Below are 15,929 nucleotides of genomic sequence, written 5' to 3'. Positions count from 1 at the left end.
CTCCTTACAGGGCGCAGGATACGCAGCCTTCAATTTCGGTGCCTTCCAGCGCTAGCTGGCGCAGGCGAATGTAGTACAGGGTTTTGATCCCTTTCTTCCAGGCGTAAATCTGCGCCCGATTAATATCGCGGGTGGTGGCGGTATCGGGGAAAAACAGCGTCAGCGACAGGCCCTGATCCACATGGCGAGTGGCTTCGGCGTAGGTATTGATGATTTTCTCCGGACCAATTTCGTAAGCATCCTGGTACAGCGCCAGATTGTCGTTGGTCATAAACGGCGCGGGGTAGTACACGCGGCCGGTTTTCCCTTCCTTACGAATTTCCACCTTCGAGACGATAGGGTGGATGCTGGAGGTGGCGTGATTGATGTACGAGATAGAACCGGTCGGCGGTACCGCCTGCAGGTTCTGGTTGTAAATACCGTACTGCATCACATCGTCGCAAAGCTGTTGCCACATCTCCCGCGTCGGCAGGGTGATGCCTGCGCGGCTGAACAGCGTTCTCACTTTTTCGGTTTTTGGCTGCCAGTCACCGTCCAGATACTGGCTGAAGTATTCCCCGCTGGCGTAGCGCGATTCAGCAAACCCGGCAAAACGTTGACCACGCTCGCGTGCGAGCTTCATCGAGGTATGCAGCGCATGCCAGGTGACGGTGTAAAAATAGAAGTTGGTGAAATCCAGTCCCTCCTCGCTGCCATAGGCAATACCTTCGCGGGCGAGATAACCGTGCAGGTTCATCTGGCCAAGACCAATGGCGTGAGAGGCGGCGTTACCCGCTTCAACCGACGGCACCGAGCGAATGTGGCTCATGTCTGAAACGGCAGAAAGACCACGAACCGCGGTTTCCACCGTGAGCGCAAAATCGGGTGAATCCATGGTGTGGGCGATATTCAGCGAGCCCAGATTGCAGGAAATATCTTTACCGACATGGCTGTAGTCGAGATTTTCATCGAAGGTCGACGCGCTGTTGACCTGCAGGATCTCTGAGCACAGGTTACTCATGTTGATGCGTCCGGCAATCGGATTGGCGCGGTTTACCGTATCCTCATACATGATGTACGGATAGCCGGATTCAAACTGAATTTCCGCCAGGGTCTGGAACAGGTCGCGAGCGGAGATCCAGCTTTTACGCACTCGCTCGTCGGCGACCAGCGTCGGGTACATCTCGCTTATGGCGATATCCCCGAAGGCTTTGCCGTACAGGCGCTCAATGTCGTAGGGCGAGAACAGCGCCATCTGCGCGTTCTCCTTCGCAAGCTGGAAGGTGATGTCCGGGATAACCACGCCGAGGGAGAGCGTTTTGATGCGGATTTTCTCGTCGGCGTTTTCGCGCTTGGTATCAAGAAAACGCAAAATGTCAGGATGATGCGCGTGCAGGTATACTGCCCCGGCCCCCTGACGCGCGCCCAGCTGATTGGCATAAGAGAATGCGTCTTCCAGCATTTTCATCACCGGAATGACGCCGGAGGACTGGTTTTCAATACGCTTAATCGGCGCCCCGGCTTCACGCAGGTTAGAGAGCAGGAACGCCACCCCACCGCCGCGTTTTGACAACTGCAGCGCCGAGTTTACCGCCCGACCAATCGACTCCATATTATCTTCAATACGCAGCAGGAAGCAGGAGACCAGCTCGCCGCGCTGCTGCTTGCCGCCGTTGAGGAAGGTCGGCGTCGCGGGCTGAAAGCGCCCGGAGAGGATCTCGTCGGTCAACTGACGGGCGAGGGTTTCACTGCCCTGCGCCAGCGCCAGCGCCACCATCACGACGCGATCCGGGAAGTGCTCCAGATAGCGTTTGCCGTCGAAGGTTTTCAGCGTGTAGCTGGTGTAGTACTTCCATGCGCCGAGAAACGTCTGGAACTGGAACCCGCTGTTGTGGGCGTAGGCAAACAGCTCAACCACAAAAGCGCGGGAGTAGCGGCTCAGCACGCTGTCATCGTAGTAGCCTTCAGCCGTGAGCCACGCCAGACGAGCCTCCTGCGAGTCGAACGCCACGCTATTGGGCTGGACGTGGCTGCTCATGAATGCCGCCACCGCCTCCCTGTCTTTGTCGAACTGTATCTGCCCGTTGGCGTCATACAGATTCAGCATGGCGTTGAGGGCATGGTAGTCCGGCGTGCTTTGCATCACGCGCTCTGCGGTTGTCGTTGCCAAAATTCGCTCACTCCTTTTCGAACGCTGTCGATATCGTGTTGGGTACCCATCAGTTCAAAGCGCCACAGAAAGGGCACCTGGCACTTTTTCGCAATCACATCCCCGGCGAGGGCATAGGCTTCGCCAAAATTGCGGTTCCCCGAGGCGATGACACCGCGGATAAGCGCCCGGTTGTGGGGATCGTTTAAAAAGCGGATCACCTGGCGGGGAACGGCACCGGCCAGCCCACCGCCGCCGTAGCTTGGCACCACCAGTATGTACGGCTCATCCACCTGAATGCGCTCCCGCTCGTTAAGGGGAATGCGTACCGCAGGCAGCCCCAGACGCTCGATAAAGCGGAGTGTGTTTTCGGAACTGCTGGAGAAATAGACAAGATGACTCATAGGCTTGCCGTCATTGCATCAGGGCGCAGACGATTAATCATGTCCGGACGAAAACCTGACCAGCTGGTTTCGCCCGCCACCACGACCGGAAGCTGGCGGAAGCCCTGTGCACGCAGGGTATCGGCGGCCTCTGGAACCTGGTCGACGTTAACCATTTCAAACGTAAACCCGCGAGTTTCCATCGCCCGTTTCGTGGCGTGGCACTGAACACAGTCATTTCGAGTGTAAATAGTAATGCGCATGATTCGTATTTCCATTTAAAATAACAGGACGGCGCCATGATGAGCGTCGGTTATCGTGTGGTGACTTCAAATGGAATACTAGATGTAGTTGAATTAAAGTTCAACCATACAATATATAGATCTTTTGGGTTGATTTGCCCCATCGATGAGCACGACGGGGGACGGGCTTTTGACAGCCAAAATTACATGCGCATGCTGACCGCGAGGCGGTTAAAGGCGTTCATCAGCGCGACAGCTAAGGTCAGGTCGCTTATCTCAACGGCGCTAAAATGCGCCAGTAACGGCTCATAAACGGCATCTTCCGCACGGGTGTCGGCAATCAGCGTGACGTCCTCCGCCCATGCCAGCGCAGCGCATTCGCGCTCACTGAAGTGATGGCTGACACGCCAGCCGGCAAGCGCGTCAAGTTTGGTCTGCTCAACGCCGCTTTTACGCAGCGCTTTGCTGTGCATCTCCAGGCAAAACGCGCAGCCGTTGATCTGCGAAATGCGCAAATACACTAGCTCAATCAGCGTCGACTCCAGCGAGCACTTTTCGAGGGCTTTGCTCGCGTGGACAAAAGCATTGTAAACCTCTGGGCTCAGTTCATAGTAAGGCTGGCGAAGTGTGGTCATGGTCGTTCTCCTCGTGTAGTTGCCGCCAAAGTAGCACTATAATGGTCTGTACAACATGACCATATTTTTAAGTAAAAACCAGACCATGATGGATGTGAAAAGCAGCCCCAGGTACCAGCAAATTGCCCGACAAATTAAATCAGCAATAGAGCAGGGCGAGCTCGTGCCGGGAAAACGCCTGCCTTCCAGCCGGGTGTATGCAGAGGAGCTTGGCGTATCCAGAGCTACCGTCGAGAGCGCGTATGCCGAGCTGGTGGCGCAAGGCTGGCTTGAACGGCACGGCCAGTCCGGTACTTTCGTAAGCGTTGCGCTCAGTACGCAGCAGCCTGAAGAGGAGGCGCTGTGGTTTGCCGACGAGCAGCCGCAGCCGCAACCGTTTCAGATGGGGCTTCCGGCGCTGGATCTTTTCCCCCGAGCGCTGTGGGCAAGGGTAATGGGCCGAAGGTTGCGCACCCAGACCCGGTTTGACCTCGCGCTGGGCGATGTTTGCGGCGAGCAGGTTTTGCGTCAGGCGATTGTCGACTACCTGCGCTACTCGCGCAGCATTGATTGTCAGCCGGAACAGGTTTTTATCACCTCCGGATTTGCGGCATCGATGGCGACGCTGCTGCGTGCGCTTTCCCGTCCCGGCGACGGAATGTGGGTTGAGGACCCCGGTTTCCCGCTGATCCGCCCGGTGGTAACTCAGCATCAGGTGATACTGCATCCGGTACCGGTTGATGAAGATGGCATGAACGTCGGCGCAGGCATCCAGCAGTACCCGACGGCGCGCTTTGCGCTGTTAACTCCGGCGCACCAGAGTCCGCTAGGCTGTGCACTGTCATTACCGCGCCGACGACAACTGCTGGAGTGGGCGACACAGCATGATGGCTGGATTATTGAAGATGACTACGACAGCGAGTTTCGTTATCAGGGTAAGCCGCTGCCGCCGCTGAAAAGCCTGGATGCCCCGCAGCGGGTGATTTATGCCGGGACGTTCAGCAAATCGTTATTCCCGGCATTGCGCACGGCCTGGCTGGTGGTGCCACCGCCGCTGGTGGAGACGTTTCGTCAGCAGGCACGAATGATGCCCTGTACGGTGCCGGTGCTCTGGCAGCAAACGCTCGCTGATTTCATCCGCGATGGCCACTTCTGGCGGCACCTGAAAAAAATGCGTCACAGCTATGCTGAGCGTCGTCAATGGCTGGAGGCAGCTTTAGCCGTGGAGGGGTTCCACGTGGTACCACAACTCGGCGGTATTCAGCTGGTGATGTCGGTTGCAGAAGACGACAGGCGCCTCGCCTTCCGCGCCAGAGAGTTGGGTCTGGCGGTACAGGCTTTGGGCGACTGGCGGCTTGGCGGTCAGGGGGAGGGCGGGTTACTCATGAGCTTCACCAACATTTCATCCATGGAGCAGGCCACGGCGCTTGCCAGGCGGCTGCGGGAAGCCATAACGTAAAAACCCCTGCGGGCCGAAGCAGGCAGGGGTGAGACGCGTATTTATTTTCATCACTACGTTGATAATTATCGACGCAAACTGAGTAAAGCGCCAATAAAGATCCCGACAGCGGCCGCCGCGCCCACGCTCTGCCACGGACGATCGCGTACCCAGGTGTCCGCCGAGTCTGCCACATCACGAGCGGTTTGCTGAACGCGGCTGTGACCGTTCATTCTCGCCCGGGTATCCCGCAGCAGGGACTGCGCCTTACGTCGTGCGGCATCAGCCTCTTCTTTGGCGTCACTTCCCCAGGATTTCAGTACTTCTTCCAGCGAGTCAGCTAACTGGCTGACGTCATTCTGAATATCCTGTACACCATCATCAACATCATTTCTGTTTATCCGGTTAAACATGAAAACCTCCGTCGTTTATGTGGTGAGAGAAAGTGTAGAACAGATTTTTATGCCAGGACGGAAATCCGGGTTAATTAGTGCGTTTATGGAATTATCTGAAAGCGAGGTGAACGGGGAATACGGTAAGGTGGCGGGGTAGTGAAATAATGAGGAAAGACGATGTATTTACGACCCGATGAGGTGGCGCGCGTTCTTGAAAAAGTGGGATTTACCATGGATGTCGTGACCCAAAAAGCCTACGGATATCGCCGGGGTGAAAATTATGTTTATGTTAACCGTGAAGCGCGCATGGGGCGCACCGCGTTAATTATTCATCCGGCATTAAAAGAGCGTAGTTTTTCGCTGGCGGAACCCGCTACCGATATCAAAACCTGCGATCACTATCAGCAGTTTCCACTCTATTTAGCCGGAAATGTTGAACAGCATTACGGTATTGCGCATGGATTCAGTTCACGTATTGCCCTGGAGCGCTTTCTGCACGGGCTTTTTGGTGAGGCCGTGAATTAATGAAGCGACTGGCGTGAAGCCAGTCGCGAAATATCAGGCTTTCGCCCGGCGGTAATTCTCGACCCGGAACAAACGGCGGCAATAGTCCAGGAAATAGCCGTAGACCGCGCCCATCAGCATAGAGACCACAATGTTCGAGCTTACCGCGGCGGCAATCTGATGCCAGTCAGCGCCGACGGCCAGCAGGATCACGGTATAAACCGGTGACTGGAAGGTCACATAAGCCAGCACATCGGTAAAATTCCTCACCCACCCCTTTGGACTGATGCGCTGCGTCATACGCATAAAAGCATCGCGGTAAATACCGTACGGCCAGGCAATAATAATGTTGACCGGGATAGCGACCAGGCGTGATGAAAGTGACTGTTCAAACGTCATTCCAGAGAGAAAAACTTCAATCAACATGTTCACGACGGAACAGTAGACCACCATAGCGAAAGTGTCTGCTACCGCATGACGCAGACGGGACTGCGCAGAGAACATCGATTTGCTCCTCAGAATCAAGTCGTAAACACCAAAAAACGAGCGTTAATGCAGCGTTTTTGGCGGCCTGTTTTTATGCGTATAGATTATCCATCTGCATCGAAAGTAACAACTAGTGTTAAATTTTTATTTATGGCGCTTTTGTCAATAAAATGCTCTGGTTGAGCAGGAATATCCCCGGTTTTGCTATTTTTGCTGGCTAAGCGGTAAATTATTTTATTTATCAGTTAATTATGATTTATGGATGTCTGGGTGGCCGCCCGTGCTGGTACGGTCTCAGGCTTTGAAAGAGAAGTAAAAACCACGGTTTTAGTGATGCGCATCACGTTTGGTGTTTTTTATCGTAAAACCGCCGAATATATAGCAAAACATTCTGCACTCACTATTCTAAGGTTATGCTTCTTAACTGCATAGATACTCATGTTGTGAACCACGCGATGGGAATGGCCTGAATCTACTGTGGATGTTAACAAACTGAAAATACTGGAGTGGTTTGGTGAATGAATTTAGTAACTAAATTAACCGTCAGTTTTTTTATTCACCAAATTTTAGTTAAATGTTATTAATTTAATTTTATACTATATATAGCAATATAATGATGAGCGTTGCCATAGCATCAGGTATATATTCATTCATGGATAATGAAGGGTGGAATTGACTGGGTAATTATCATAAACTGCCCGCGATAGTTGGAATAGTGTCTTATATAAAGGGTTTAGAATATTTTATGTCTGTAATGTTACAAAAGTTTAATAATATCCGTTCACTGCGTGCTATGGCGCGAGAATTCTCCATTGACGTTCTTGAAGAGATGCTGGAAAAATTCAGGATCGTGACTGAAGAAAGACGCAATGAGGAACTGTCATTGCGTCAGGAAAATATTGAGCAGCAGGAAAAAATTAACGCCTGGCTTGAGCTGATGAAAGCCGACGGCGTGACGCCGGAAGAACTGCTGGGTGGTAAAGCGGCAGTTATCGAAGGTTCCGCAAAACGTAAAGCGCGTCCGGCGAAATATCGTTTTACGGATGCCAGCGGTCTTGTGCAAACCTGGACCGGTCAGGGCAGAACGCCGAAACCTATTGCGACTGCACTGGCGAACGGTAAAACGCTGGACGATTTCCTCATCTAATCCGCTGGCGGTGAGCGTAACCTCACCGCTCTGTTAGCGTCGGTTCCATGGCATGACGGCCAGCAAACGCGCCATGCCACAAAAACCGGTCACCCCTGCGAGGGTTAATCCCGCCCCGACAAAAGCGCTCAGCAGGAAAAATGCGCTAGACAGCGTATAGCCAAGCAAAACCCCGCACAGAATCAACACGCCGGCGGCAATCTGCACCTGACGCATTAGCGGCAGCGGCTGACTTGCATCTTTTATCACCGGCAGCCCGGCCTGCTTCCACGCATCAATGCCGCCTTCCAGTAAATACACCTTTCCGGGGGCCGCTGCGCCGAGCAGCTTTACCGCATTACCAGACGAGCGTTTGCCGGACTGACAGTGAAAAATCACGCTATCATCTGCGCTAAGGTTCAGGCGGGCACCTTGTTCTATCGCGCTCAGGGGCAGCAGTTGTGCTTCGGCGATATGTTCTCTGGCGTATTCATCCGCCTCGCGCATATCGACAAGCCTGGTGCCAGCGCGCAGGCGGGCTTCAGCCTCGCGGGCAGTAATGGTTTCAACACTCATGGCGTTCTCCTTATGGGCACCAGATAGCTTTCAGCGTACTGATAATCTGATTTACCGCTGGGTTTTTGATGGAATAGTGCTGGCGTTGAGCGCGGCGCTCGCAGTCAATGAGGCCCTCCTCGCGCATTTTCGCCAGGTGTTGTGACGTGGCCGAAGGGCTGAGCCCGGTGACCTGAGCTAGCTCGCCGGCGGTGGTATCCGGTGCACCGCACAAGGTGCACAGAATCATCAGTCTGCTGGGGTGGCTCATAGCCTTAAGTAGTGCGGCGGCCTCACCGGCACTTTGTTGCAGCTGTTCAAGTTCAGTCATGGTATTTTAGTGTTTTCTAAATTTAGTTAATACTAAAATAAAGACCAATGAAAAGCGAGTACAGAAAACGTAAAGGCGGGTAAAAACGTGCGGAGCGCAGAGAGGGAGACGCTACAATGCTACGCTTAAACAGACAATAATTTCATCTGCATGGAGTCGTTATGGGTTTTTGGCGCATCGTATTTACTATCCTTATTCCACCGCTGGGTGTCCTGCTGGGCAAAGGCTTTGGCTGGGCGTTCATTATTAACATTCTTCTGACGCTGTTTGGCTACTTCCCGGGCCTGATCCATGCGTTCTGGGTACAGACCAAAGAGTAGTACCTGTCATGCTGCATCTTCCCGATGCAGCAGATCTTCATAGATCCCGGTCAGCACTCCTCCAGGCCGAAACGCTTTCTTGATCCACTGCGTCACCTGGCCCGTGGCGGCGTGCTGCGTGGCGAGCAGCATACGGGAATCCTGACGCGGGTTATGGATTCGGCGGGTTATCAGCAGGTTATCTTCCATCGCTTCACGCACCATGTAATCAGGCAAAAAACCGATCCCATCCCCCAGGATCTGGCACTGACATTTGGTGTTGAAATCAGGCACCAGAATGGCCTCCTGCCCGTGTAACAACCAGCCCACCTTTTTATTAATCGTATGCGCAGTGTCTTCGACCATGATGTTTGGATACAGACGCAGCTGGCTTTCGGCGATAGGCTCCTGCACAAAAGCCAGTGGATGATCGGGAGCGATGGCGAAGGCCCAGCGCACGGCGCCAATTTCGGTGTAATCAATGCCGCCACCGTCGAGCAGGGTATCCGGTGCTCCAATCGCGATATTGACCTGGTTATTGATAATGGAATCCCACACCCCGTTGTAAACCTCGGTGGTCACCGTTATCTGGCAGGTCGGGAACTGTCGTTTCAGCACCTGCAGCAGGCGGGCCGTATGGCGGGGGGTGTACAGCAGCTGATTAATACAAATTCGTACCCGGGCCTCAATGCCCTGTGCAATGGTGTCGATGCTGCGCTTGATGGCGTGAAAATCATTCAATAGATCGGTGGCTTTGCGAAAGAAGTAGAAACCAGATTCGGTCAGTTCAATGCTGCGGGTGCTGCGGGTAAATAGCACCACATCCAGCCCGGTTTCCATTCGCTTGATGGTGTAGCTGATGGCCGAGGTGGTGAGCCCAAGCTCTTCTGCCGCCTTACTAAAACTACTGAAACGCGCAGCAGTGGTAAATGCCAGCAGATTCTCCTCGGTAAAAATAGAATTCATTACACCCGCTCCTGTCATCATTTGCGTAATCGCCATTGTTGAATGTATTTGCATTTCTTATCGCGGGCAATCAGTTTTGAACGAAATTTAACACTGCGATTACATTTGATTTGAGGGCTATCACACTTCTGGAAATTTGTTATATCCCGCATTCTGTGGGGCATGGCGGGGAGTGGGTAGCAGATACTCGCTGCGGGTAAAATGCGCGTAGACATAAGAGAAAGATTGCACTGCTGCACATTTTTGCTCTGATTATTGAATGTTACTCAATAATCAATGCGGTTACGATGAATGAAATTTAAGCGGATGTTTTTATCCGTACGCTGTTGCTATTCTCAGATAAACAAAATGAATAAACAAAAAAAATCGAGGAGAAAGATAATGTCAGATAATACCCTCATCAGTGAATTCCTTGAGGCAGCGGAGCAGGGCAACGCTGCTGGATTAAAAGCATGCCTGGAAAAACGCGTAGATATTAATGCCACTAACCGCCAGGGTCGCACGGCGATTATTATTGCCAGTCTGAACAAGCATTACGACTGCGTAACATTACTGATTAATGCAGGCGCCGATATTAATAAACAGGATCAAACCTGCTTTAACCCTTTCCTGCTGAGCTGCCTGAATAACGATCTGCAATTACTCCGCCTGGTATTACCGGCAAAACCCGATCTCGACCGTCTGACGCGCTTTGGCGGTGTGGGTATTACCCCGGCCAGCGAGAAAGGCCACGTTGAGATTGTCCGCGAATTGTTAGCGCACACTGACATCAACGTTAATCACACCAACTTTGTCGGCTGGACGCCGCTGCTTGAGGCCATCGTCCTGAACGACGGCGGCGAAAAGCAGCAGCAAATTGTCAGCCTGCTGCTGGAGCACGGCGCTAACCCGCACATGACCGATAAGTACGGGAAAACGCCGCTGGAACTGGCGCAGGAAAAAGGCTATCACGCCATCGCCGCGCTGCTGAAACAGGCCGGCGCATAACTAAAGGAGCGCCATGAATACCACGCCGCAACGGCAGTGGGTACAGGCGCTCACGGCAGATGAAGGGTTTCTCTCCCTGCGGGGGAGCGGCCGGGTAGAACAGGTTTTTCGCCATGCGGTGAACCTGTTTATCCCTGAACAGCAGCGGCTGTTCACGCTGCTAAGCGAAGGCTGCGACAACGCGCCCAACAGCTGTCGGTTGGCGCTTACTCACTGTGACACGCTGTTCCGCCCCGGTGAGCAGATTATCTTTAGCAATACAGGCATTACGATAGCGCAGGATAAAGGGATAACGACCCGCGGCTGCCAGCGCTGGCAGCCGGAGAAGTGGGTACTCACCACCGAGCGGTTTGCTGAAATCCCCTGGCGAGGCTGGTTCCGCAACCTTCGCCAGCAGCTTGACGAGAATGACACCTTATTTTGTTACCGTGGCGAGCATTTCTTTTACCGGGAGATAGCCTGCCAATTACAGCAGCGAAGAAAAGATCTATTTCGCGCCATTCAGCAAGGAGAAAATATTTCACCGGCGGTTACCTCGTTAATGGGGTTAGGTATTGGCCTGACGCCGTCGGGAGATGATTATCTGGTGGGGCTGGCGATAATCTTATTTATATCCGGGCATCCGCTGGAGAAATATCGTGAGGTTTTTTTATCAGCGTTACAGGCTGGCAGAAATAATACCACGCTATTAAGTGCTATTACCTTAGAGGCAGCGTTTGCACAACGCTATCGGGAAAATATTGGTCGGCTAACCGCCGAAATAATGGCCGGAAAGCAAACGGCAACGGAAAAAACATTTTCTGCTATTAAAAATATCGGCTCAAGTTCTGGCTGCGACATGCTGTATGGCATGGCGGACGCCTGCGCGCTGAGCTATCTGTCCGGAGAGAATTATGTCAACCAGGATTGTCATTAAAAAGAATACCTACTTTGATTCGGTTTCGCTGATGTCTATCTCGACCCGCGCAAATAAATTAGACGGCGTGGAACAGGCATTTGTCGCCATGGCGACTGAGATGAACAAAGGGGTACTGAACAATTTAGGCATGCTGACCCCTGAGCTGGAAGCGGCCAAAAGCGGCGACCTGATGATCGTTATCAAAGGGGCGAGCGACGAGGCAAACGAAGAGAACCTGGCAGCGATTGAGGAACTCTTCACCCATAAAGCCGAAAGCGGCCAGCATGAAGCGCGCTACGCCACCCTCGTCAGCGCCAAAAAACATCTGCCGGAGAGTAATCTGGCGGTGATTTCGGTGAACGGCCTGTTCGCCGCCCGCGAAGCGCGTCAGGCGTTGAACAATAACCTCCACGTAATGTTGTTCTCCGACAACGTCTCGCTCGACGACGAGCTGGCGCTCAAACAGCTGGCACACGAGAAGGGGCTATTGATGATGGGGCCAGACTGCGGCACCGCCATCATTAACGGCGCTGCGCTGTGCTTTGGCAACGCTGTACGCCGCGGCAACATCGGCATCGTTGGCGCATCCGGCACCGGCAGCCAGGAGCTGAGCGTGCGGATCCACGAGTTTGGCGGCGGAATTTCGCAGCTTATTGGTACCGGTGGCCGCGATCTCAGTGAAAAAATCGGTGGTCTGATGATGCTCGATGCCATCGCCATGCTCGAAGCCTCTGAAGATACTGAGGTGATTGTGCTGGTCTCCAAGCCACCGGCACCGGCGGTGGCAGAGAAAATTCTCAAGCGGGCTCGCGCCTGTAAAAAACCTGTGGTGGTGTGCTTCCTCGGACGTGATGCCGCGCCTGCCGACGAATCTGGTCTGCAGTTCGCCAGCGCCACCAAGGCCGCCGCGCTGAAGGCGGTACTGCTGACAGGCATCAAAGAGGAGAGTCTGGATCTTCACCCGCTGAACTGGCCGCTCATCAAAGAGGTTCGTGCCCGTCTGACTCCCGAGCAGAAATACATTCGTGGCCTGTTCTGCGGCGGTACGCTGTGTGACGAAGCGATGTTTGCGGCGATGGAAAAGCACGCCGACGTTTACAGCAATATTCACCCCAATCCGGCATTCCGCCTGGCGGATATCAACCGAAGCACAGGACACACCTTCCTTGACTTCGGCGATGACGATTTCACTAACGGCAAACCGCACCCGATGATTGACCCCACCAACCGCATCAGCCGTCTGCTGCAGGAAGCGCGCGATCCTGAGGTCGGCGTTATCGTGATGGATTTCGTGCTCGGCTTCGGCTCACACGAAGATCCGGTCGGCGTGATGCTCGATGCCATCAAAGAAGCCAAAGCCATTGCTGCCGCAGAGAGCAGACCGCTTGAGATCCTGGGCTATGTGCTGGGTACCGATCTCGATACTCCATCGCTTGAAAAACAGTGCCAGATGCTGACCGATGCCGGGGTTATCTGGGCAAGCAGCAGCACCAATACCGGGCTGCTGGCACGTGAATTTGTGGTTAAAGGGGAGGAAGCCTGATGAGCCAGTCACTATTTACTCAACCGCTGAACGTTATCAACGTCGGTATCGCCATGTTCAGCGACGACCTGAAAAAACAGCACGTCGCCGTGACTCACCTCGACTGGACGCCGCCGGGGCAGGGCAACATGCAGGTTGTCGCTGCCCTCGACACCATCGCCGAATCCCCACTGGCAGAGAAAATTGCGGCGGCTAACCAGCAGGCGCTGGAGCGCATTATCCAGTCGCATCCGGTGCTGGTGGGTTACGACCAGGCTATCAACGTGGTGCCGGGGATGACCCGCAACACCATTCTCCACGCCGGCCCGCCGGTGCGCTGGGAGAAAATGTGTGGCGCAATGAAAGGTGCCGTGACCGGAGCGCTGGTGTTTGAAGGGCTGGCGAAAGATCTCGACGAGGCAGCCGGGCTTGCGGCTTCCGGCGAAATCATCTTCTCGCCGTGCCACGAGCACGACTGCGTGGGCTCCATGGCCGGGGTCACTTCCGCCTCCATGTTTATGCATATTGTGGAAAACAAAACCTACGGCAACCGCGCTTACACCAACATGAGCGAGCAGATGGCGAAGATCCTGCGCATGGGCGCGAACGATCGGAGCGTTGTCGATCGCCTCATCTGGATGCGTGACGTTCAGGGTCCTATGCTGCGCGATGCGATGAAAATCATCGGCGAAATCGATCTGCGGCTGATGCTGGCCCAGGCGCTGCACATGGGCGACGAATGCCATAACCGTAATAACGCAGGCACGACCTTGCTGATCCAGGCGTTAACACCGGGCATTATCCAGGCCGGATATCCGGTTGAGCAGCAGCGTGAAGTGTTTGAGTTCGTCGCCAGCAGCGACTACTTCTCCGGCCCGACGTGGATGGCGATGTGTAAAGCGGCAATGGACGCAGCGCACGGCATTGAATACAGCACCGTGGTGACCACCATGGCGCGTAACGGCGTGGAGTTCGGCCTGCGGGTCAGCGGTCTGCCGGGCCAGTGGTTTACCGGCCCGTCGCAGCAGGTTATCGGGCCGATGTTTGCGGGCTATAAGCCGGAAGACTCCGGGCTTGATATCGGTGACAGCGCCATCACGGAAACCTACGGCATCGGCGGCTTTGCGATGGCGACGGCCCCGGCGATTGTGGCGCTGGTGGGCGGCACCGTGGAAGAGGCGGTCGATTTCTCGCGGCAGATGCGGGAAATCACCCTCGGCGAGAACCCGAACGTCACGATCCCGCTGCTGGGCTTCATGGGGATCCCTACCGCTATCGATATCACTCGCGTGGGCAGCAGCGGCATTCTGCCGGTTATCAACACGGCGATTGCGCACAAGGATGCCGGCGTCGGGATGATTGGTGCCGGGATCGTGCATCCGCCGTTCCGCTGCTTTGAGAAAGCACTGTTAACGTTCCGCGATCGCTACTGCTTATAAGGTAGGCATCCATGAAAAACATGAATCTGGAGTGGAAAAGAGGTGACTGGGCGGCTTACTTCGGGTTGATGACGAACAACCTGACGAACCTGCTGACCATGATGGGCATGCTCATCTTCGTGGTCGGTATCCCGCAAGAGATTGTTTATGGTCGTATTGCGCCAGCCTTCGGGCTGGCGGTACTGGCGGCGAGTATTTTTTATACCTGGTTTGCCATGCAGATGGCGCGGCAGACCGGGCGCAAGGACGTGACGGCGCTGCCGTCCGGCCCCAGCGCGCCGTCAATCTTTACCGTCACCTTCCTGGTGTTGATGCCGGTATATCAGCAAACCAAAGACGCGGAGTTTGCCATTCAGATTGGCCTCGTCTGGTGTTTTGTTGAAGCGATGATCCTGGCGGGCGGCTCTTTCCTCGGCGAGACCATTCGTAAGATGATCCCGCGTACCGTACTGCTCTCCTGTCTCTCGGGGCTTGGCCTGCTGCTGCTGGCCATGAACCCGATGCTGCAGGCGTTTGAAGCGCCGACGGTATCGTTCATCGTGCTGTTGCTTATCTTCATTAACTGGTTTGGTAAAAAGCCGATGTTTGCCCGTATTCCAACCGGCCTGCTGTTGCTGGTTGCCGGTGCGGGGCTGGCGTGGGTCTCCGGTCTGCAAAGCCCGGAAGCGATTAAAGCCTCGATGTCTTCCTTCGGCTTTAACCCGCCGCAGGTGCAGGTGAATAGTTTCCTGCAGGGGCTGCCGCACGCGCTGCCGTACCTGGCATCCGCGGTGCCGCTGGGGCTTGCGAACTACATCTTTGACCTGGAAAACATTGAGAGCGCCCACGCGGCGGGTGATGAATACAACACCCGAAAAGTCATGCTGGCGAACGGGTTGTCGTCGATGCTGGGCTGCCTGATGGGTAACCCGTTCCCGGTGACGGTGTATGTGGGTCACCCTGGCTGGAAAGCGATGGGGGCAGGGATGGGCTACAGCCTGGCCTCCGGGCTCACCATGTTCCTCGTGCCGTTGTTCGGCCTTGGCGCCTTCATGCTTGCCATTATTCCGATGACCGCGATTGTGCCAATTCTGGTGTTTATCGGCGTAGTGACCGCCAACCAGGTGGTGCGTGAAACGCCGAAGCCGGAAGTGCCGGTTATCTTCATCTGTCTGTTCCCGTGGATAGCCAACTGGGCGCTGACCATGATGAACGGTCTGATGGGGGCGGCGGGCACCTCGGCCGCAGAAATTGGTGCCGCGGCGCTGCACAGCAAAGGTATTTTCTACGACGGCCTGATGCATCTGGGCAACGGTGCGCCGCTTGCCAGCATGCTGTGGGGATGTATCGCTATCTTCGCTATCAACAGCCAGCCGATGCGCGGTGCGATCGCCGCCGCCGGTGGGGCACTGCTGGCGCTGTTTGGCATCATTCACGCGCCGGTGGTGGGCTTTGCAGAGGGCAGCTCTCTGACCTTCGTGCTGGCCTACCTGATGATGAGCGGCATGTTTGTCCTCAAACATGTTCTCGACAGCCGTGAGGCGGCGCGTGCGGGAACGGCATCGGTATCTGAAGCCTGACTTTCGCCCTCCCTCTCCCCCGGGAGAGGGTTGTGGCGAGGGGAGCAGAGCGCACCA

The 15,929-nt window shown here is 54.8% G+C and carries 18 protein-coding genes; 9 read left to right on the top strand and 9 right to left on the bottom strand.

The window, feature by feature from the left end; translation table 11 throughout:
- Positions 1-4 precede the first annotated feature (4 nt).
- The 4 genes from nrdE to GYRE_RS10770 form a co-directional block, all read right to left on the bottom strand.
- On the bottom strand, positions 5-2,149 hold the full coding sequence (gene nrdE / locus GYRE_RS10785; RefSeq protein WP_038255185.1) for a class 1b ribonucleoside-diphosphate reductase subunit alpha: 2,145 nt from the start codon (positions 2,147-2,149) through the stop codon (positions 5-7).
- Positions 2,122-2,532: a class Ib ribonucleoside-diphosphate reductase assembly flavoprotein NrdI gene (gene nrdI, locus GYRE_RS10780; protein WP_006817311.1), complete on the bottom strand. Its 411-nt coding sequence runs from the start codon at positions 2,530-2,532 to the stop codon at positions 2,122-2,124. The genes nrdE and nrdI overlap by 28 nt, the downstream gene beginning before the upstream one ends.
- The gene (gene nrdH / locus GYRE_RS10775; protein ID WP_006817312.1) at positions 2,529-2,789 is read right to left on the bottom strand and encodes a glutaredoxin-like protein NrdH; all 261 of its coding nucleotides are present in this window, start codon (positions 2,787-2,789) and stop codon (positions 2,529-2,531) included. The genes nrdI and nrdH overlap by 4 nt, the downstream gene beginning before the upstream one ends.
- 167 nt (positions 2,790-2,956) lie before the next feature.
- The gene (locus GYRE_RS10770) at positions 2,957-3,388 is read right to left on the bottom strand and encodes a carboxymuconolactone decarboxylase family protein (RefSeq protein ID WP_038255182.1); all 432 of its coding nucleotides are present in this window, start codon (positions 3,386-3,388) and stop codon (positions 2,957-2,959) included.
- A gap of 88 nt (positions 3,389-3,476) precedes the next feature.
- Here GYRE_RS10770 and pdxR point away from each other — a divergent pair, with 88 nt between their 5' ends.
- On the top strand, positions 3,477-4,826 hold the full coding sequence (pdxR, locus tag GYRE_RS10765; RefSeq protein WP_038255206.1) for a MocR-like pyridoxine biosynthesis transcription factor PdxR: 1,350 nt from the start codon (positions 3,477-3,479) through the stop codon (positions 4,824-4,826).
- A gap of 65 nt (positions 4,827-4,891) precedes the next feature.
- Here the strand turns inward: pdxR and GYRE_RS10760 are convergent, their stop codons facing one another.
- Positions 4,892-5,218, bottom strand: a complete 327-nt coding sequence (locus GYRE_RS10760; RefSeq protein WP_006817315.1) for a DUF883 family protein — start codon at positions 5,216-5,218, stop codon at positions 4,892-4,894.
- A gap of 159 nt (positions 5,219-5,377) precedes the next feature.
- On the opposite strand from GYRE_RS10760, the gene GYRE_RS10755 reads away from it, so the two are divergent.
- Positions 5,378-5,725 (top strand): DUF2002 family protein, encoded by a 348-nt coding sequence (locus GYRE_RS10755; protein ID WP_006817317.1) that lies wholly within the window; start codon positions 5,378-5,380, stop codon positions 5,723-5,725.
- Between the two features lie 33 nt (positions 5,726-5,758).
- Here the strand turns inward: GYRE_RS10755 and alaE are convergent, their stop codons facing one another.
- Positions 5,759-6,208: an L-alanine exporter AlaE gene (alaE, locus tag GYRE_RS10750; RefSeq protein ID WP_038255180.1), complete on the bottom strand. Its 450-nt coding sequence runs from the start codon at positions 6,206-6,208 to the stop codon at positions 5,759-5,761.
- 727 nt (positions 6,209-6,935) lie between these two features.
- Between alaE and stpA the strand changes: the two genes are divergently transcribed.
- Positions 6,936-7,337, top strand: coding sequence for a DNA-binding protein StpA (gene stpA, locus GYRE_RS10745; protein WP_038255179.1), 402 nt, complete (start codon positions 6,936-6,938; stop codon positions 7,335-7,337).
- A gap of 33 nt (positions 7,338-7,370) precedes the next feature.
- Here the strand turns inward: stpA and GYRE_RS10740 are convergent, their stop codons facing one another.
- Both GYRE_RS10740 and GYRE_RS10735 read right to left on the bottom strand, forming a co-directional pair.
- Positions 7,371-7,892 (bottom strand): rhodanese family protein, encoded by a 522-nt coding sequence (locus GYRE_RS10740; RefSeq protein ID WP_038255178.1) that lies wholly within the window; start codon positions 7,890-7,892, stop codon positions 7,371-7,373.
- Between the two features lie 10 nt (positions 7,893-7,902).
- Positions 7,903-8,202: an ArsR/SmtB family transcription factor gene (locus tag GYRE_RS10735; RefSeq protein WP_038255176.1), complete on the bottom strand. Its 300-nt coding sequence runs from the start codon at positions 8,200-8,202 to the stop codon at positions 7,903-7,905.
- Between the two features lie 161 nt (positions 8,203-8,363).
- On the opposite strand from GYRE_RS10735, the gene GYRE_RS23725 reads away from it, so the two are divergent.
- Positions 8,364-8,522: a YqaE/Pmp3 family membrane protein gene (locus tag GYRE_RS23725; RefSeq protein ID WP_006817323.1), complete on the top strand. Its 159-nt coding sequence runs from the start codon at positions 8,364-8,366 to the stop codon at positions 8,520-8,522.
- Between the two features lie 6 nt (positions 8,523-8,528).
- On the opposite strand, the gene GYRE_RS10725 is transcribed toward GYRE_RS23725, so the two are convergent.
- Positions 8,529-9,467: a LysR substrate-binding domain-containing protein gene (locus GYRE_RS10725; RefSeq protein WP_038255174.1), complete on the bottom strand. Its 939-nt coding sequence runs from the start codon at positions 9,465-9,467 to the stop codon at positions 8,529-8,531.
- 381 nt (positions 9,468-9,848) lie between these two features.
- Between GYRE_RS10725 and GYRE_RS10720 the strand changes: the two genes are divergently transcribed.
- From GYRE_RS10720 to GYRE_RS10700, 5 genes are read left to right on the top strand one after another with little or no spacing between them, the layout of a single operon-like run.
- Positions 9,849-10,454, top strand: a complete 606-nt coding sequence (locus tag GYRE_RS10720) for an ankyrin repeat domain-containing protein (RefSeq protein ID WP_006817325.1) — start codon at positions 9,849-9,851, stop codon at positions 10,452-10,454.
- A gap of 13 nt (positions 10,455-10,467) precedes the next feature.
- Positions 10,468-11,370 carry an oxamate carbamoyltransferase subunit AllH family protein gene (locus GYRE_RS10715; RefSeq protein WP_112471503.1) on the top strand — a complete coding sequence of 301 codons (903 nt, stop codon included), beginning with the start codon at positions 10,468-10,470 and terminating at the stop codon, positions 11,368-11,370.
- Entirely contained in the window at positions 11,348-12,895 is a 1,548-nt protein-coding gene (gene fdrA / locus GYRE_RS10710; RefSeq protein WP_038255172.1) for an acyl-CoA synthetase FdrA, read from the top strand. The genes GYRE_RS10715 and fdrA overlap by 23 nt, the downstream gene beginning before the upstream one ends.
- Positions 12,895-14,313, top strand: a complete 1,419-nt coding sequence (locus tag GYRE_RS10705) for a YlbE family protein (protein WP_006817328.1) — start codon at positions 12,895-12,897, stop codon at positions 14,311-14,313. The genes fdrA and GYRE_RS10705 overlap by 1 nt, the downstream gene beginning before the upstream one ends.
- Positions 14,314-14,324: 11 nt before the next feature.
- Positions 14,325-15,872 carry a hypothetical protein gene (locus GYRE_RS10700; RefSeq protein WP_038255170.1) on the top strand — a complete coding sequence of 516 codons (1,548 nt, stop codon included), beginning with the start codon at positions 14,325-14,327 and terminating at the stop codon, positions 15,870-15,872.
- The last annotated feature ends 57 nt before the right edge of the window (positions 15,873-15,929 follow it).

This window comes from Yokenella regensburgei ATCC 49455 (assembly GCF_000735455.1).
GTDB classification, from domain to species: domain Bacteria; phylum Pseudomonadota; class Gammaproteobacteria; order Enterobacterales; family Enterobacteriaceae; genus Yokenella; species Yokenella regensburgei.
This window is presented reverse-complemented; position numbering and strand designations above follow the sequence as displayed.

What these genes read in the sequence shown, in the direction of transcription:
- fdrA (WP_038255172.1), top strand. Translation starts at nt 11,348, where the DNA reads ATGTCAACCAGGATTGTCATTAAAAAGAATACCTACTTTGATTCGGTT.
- alaE (WP_038255180.1), bottom strand. Translation starts at nt 6,208, where the DNA reads ATGTTCTCTGCGCAGTCCCGTCTGCGTCATGCGGTAGCAGACACTTTC.
- stpA (WP_038255179.1), top strand. Translation starts at nt 6,936, where the DNA reads ATGTCTGTAATGTTACAAAAGTTTAATAATATCCGTTCACTGCGTGCT.
- GYRE_RS10735 (WP_038255176.1), bottom strand. Translation starts at nt 8,202, where the DNA reads ATGACTGAACTTGAACAGCTGCAACAAAGTGCCGGTGAGGCCGCCGCA.
- GYRE_RS10705 (WP_006817328.1), top strand. Translation starts at nt 12,895, where the DNA reads ATGAGCCAGTCACTATTTACTCAACCGCTGAACGTTATCAACGTCGGT.
- GYRE_RS10770 (WP_038255182.1), bottom strand. Translation starts at nt 3,388, where the DNA reads ATGACCACACTTCGCCAGCCTTACTATGAACTGAGCCCAGAGGTTTAC.
- GYRE_RS10755 (WP_006817317.1), top strand. Translation starts at nt 5,378, where the DNA reads ATGTATTTACGACCCGATGAGGTGGCGCGCGTTCTTGAAAAAGTGGGA.
- GYRE_RS10760 (WP_006817315.1), bottom strand. Translation starts at nt 5,218, where the DNA reads ATGTTTAACCGGATAAACAGAAATGATGTTGATGATGGTGTACAGGAT.
- GYRE_RS10725 (WP_038255174.1), bottom strand. Translation starts at nt 9,467, where the DNA reads ATGAATTCTATTTTTACCGAGGAGAATCTGCTGGCATTTACCACTGCT.
- GYRE_RS10720 (WP_006817325.1), top strand. Translation starts at nt 9,849, where the DNA reads ATGTCAGATAATACCCTCATCAGTGAATTCCTTGAGGCAGCGGAGCAG.
- nrdI (WP_006817311.1), bottom strand. Translation starts at nt 2,532, where the DNA reads ATGAGTCATCTTGTCTATTTCTCCAGCAGTTCCGAAAACACACTCCGC.
- GYRE_RS10700 (WP_038255170.1), top strand. Translation starts at nt 14,325, where the DNA reads ATGAAAAACATGAATCTGGAGTGGAAAAGAGGTGACTGGGCGGCTTAC.
- nrdH (WP_006817312.1), bottom strand. Translation starts at nt 2,789, where the DNA reads ATGGAAATACGAATCATGCGCATTACTATTTACACTCGAAATGACTGT.
- GYRE_RS23725 (WP_006817323.1), top strand. Translation starts at nt 8,364, where the DNA reads ATGGGTTTTTGGCGCATCGTATTTACTATCCTTATTCCACCGCTGGGT.
- GYRE_RS10740 (WP_038255178.1), bottom strand. Translation starts at nt 7,892, where the DNA reads ATGAGTGTTGAAACCATTACTGCCCGCGAGGCTGAAGCCCGCCTGCGC.
- pdxR (WP_038255206.1), top strand. Translation starts at nt 3,477, where the DNA reads ATGGATGTGAAAAGCAGCCCCAGGTACCAGCAAATTGCCCGACAAATT.
- GYRE_RS10715 (WP_112471503.1), top strand. Translation starts at nt 10,468, where the DNA reads ATGAATACCACGCCGCAACGGCAGTGGGTACAGGCGCTCACGGCAGAT.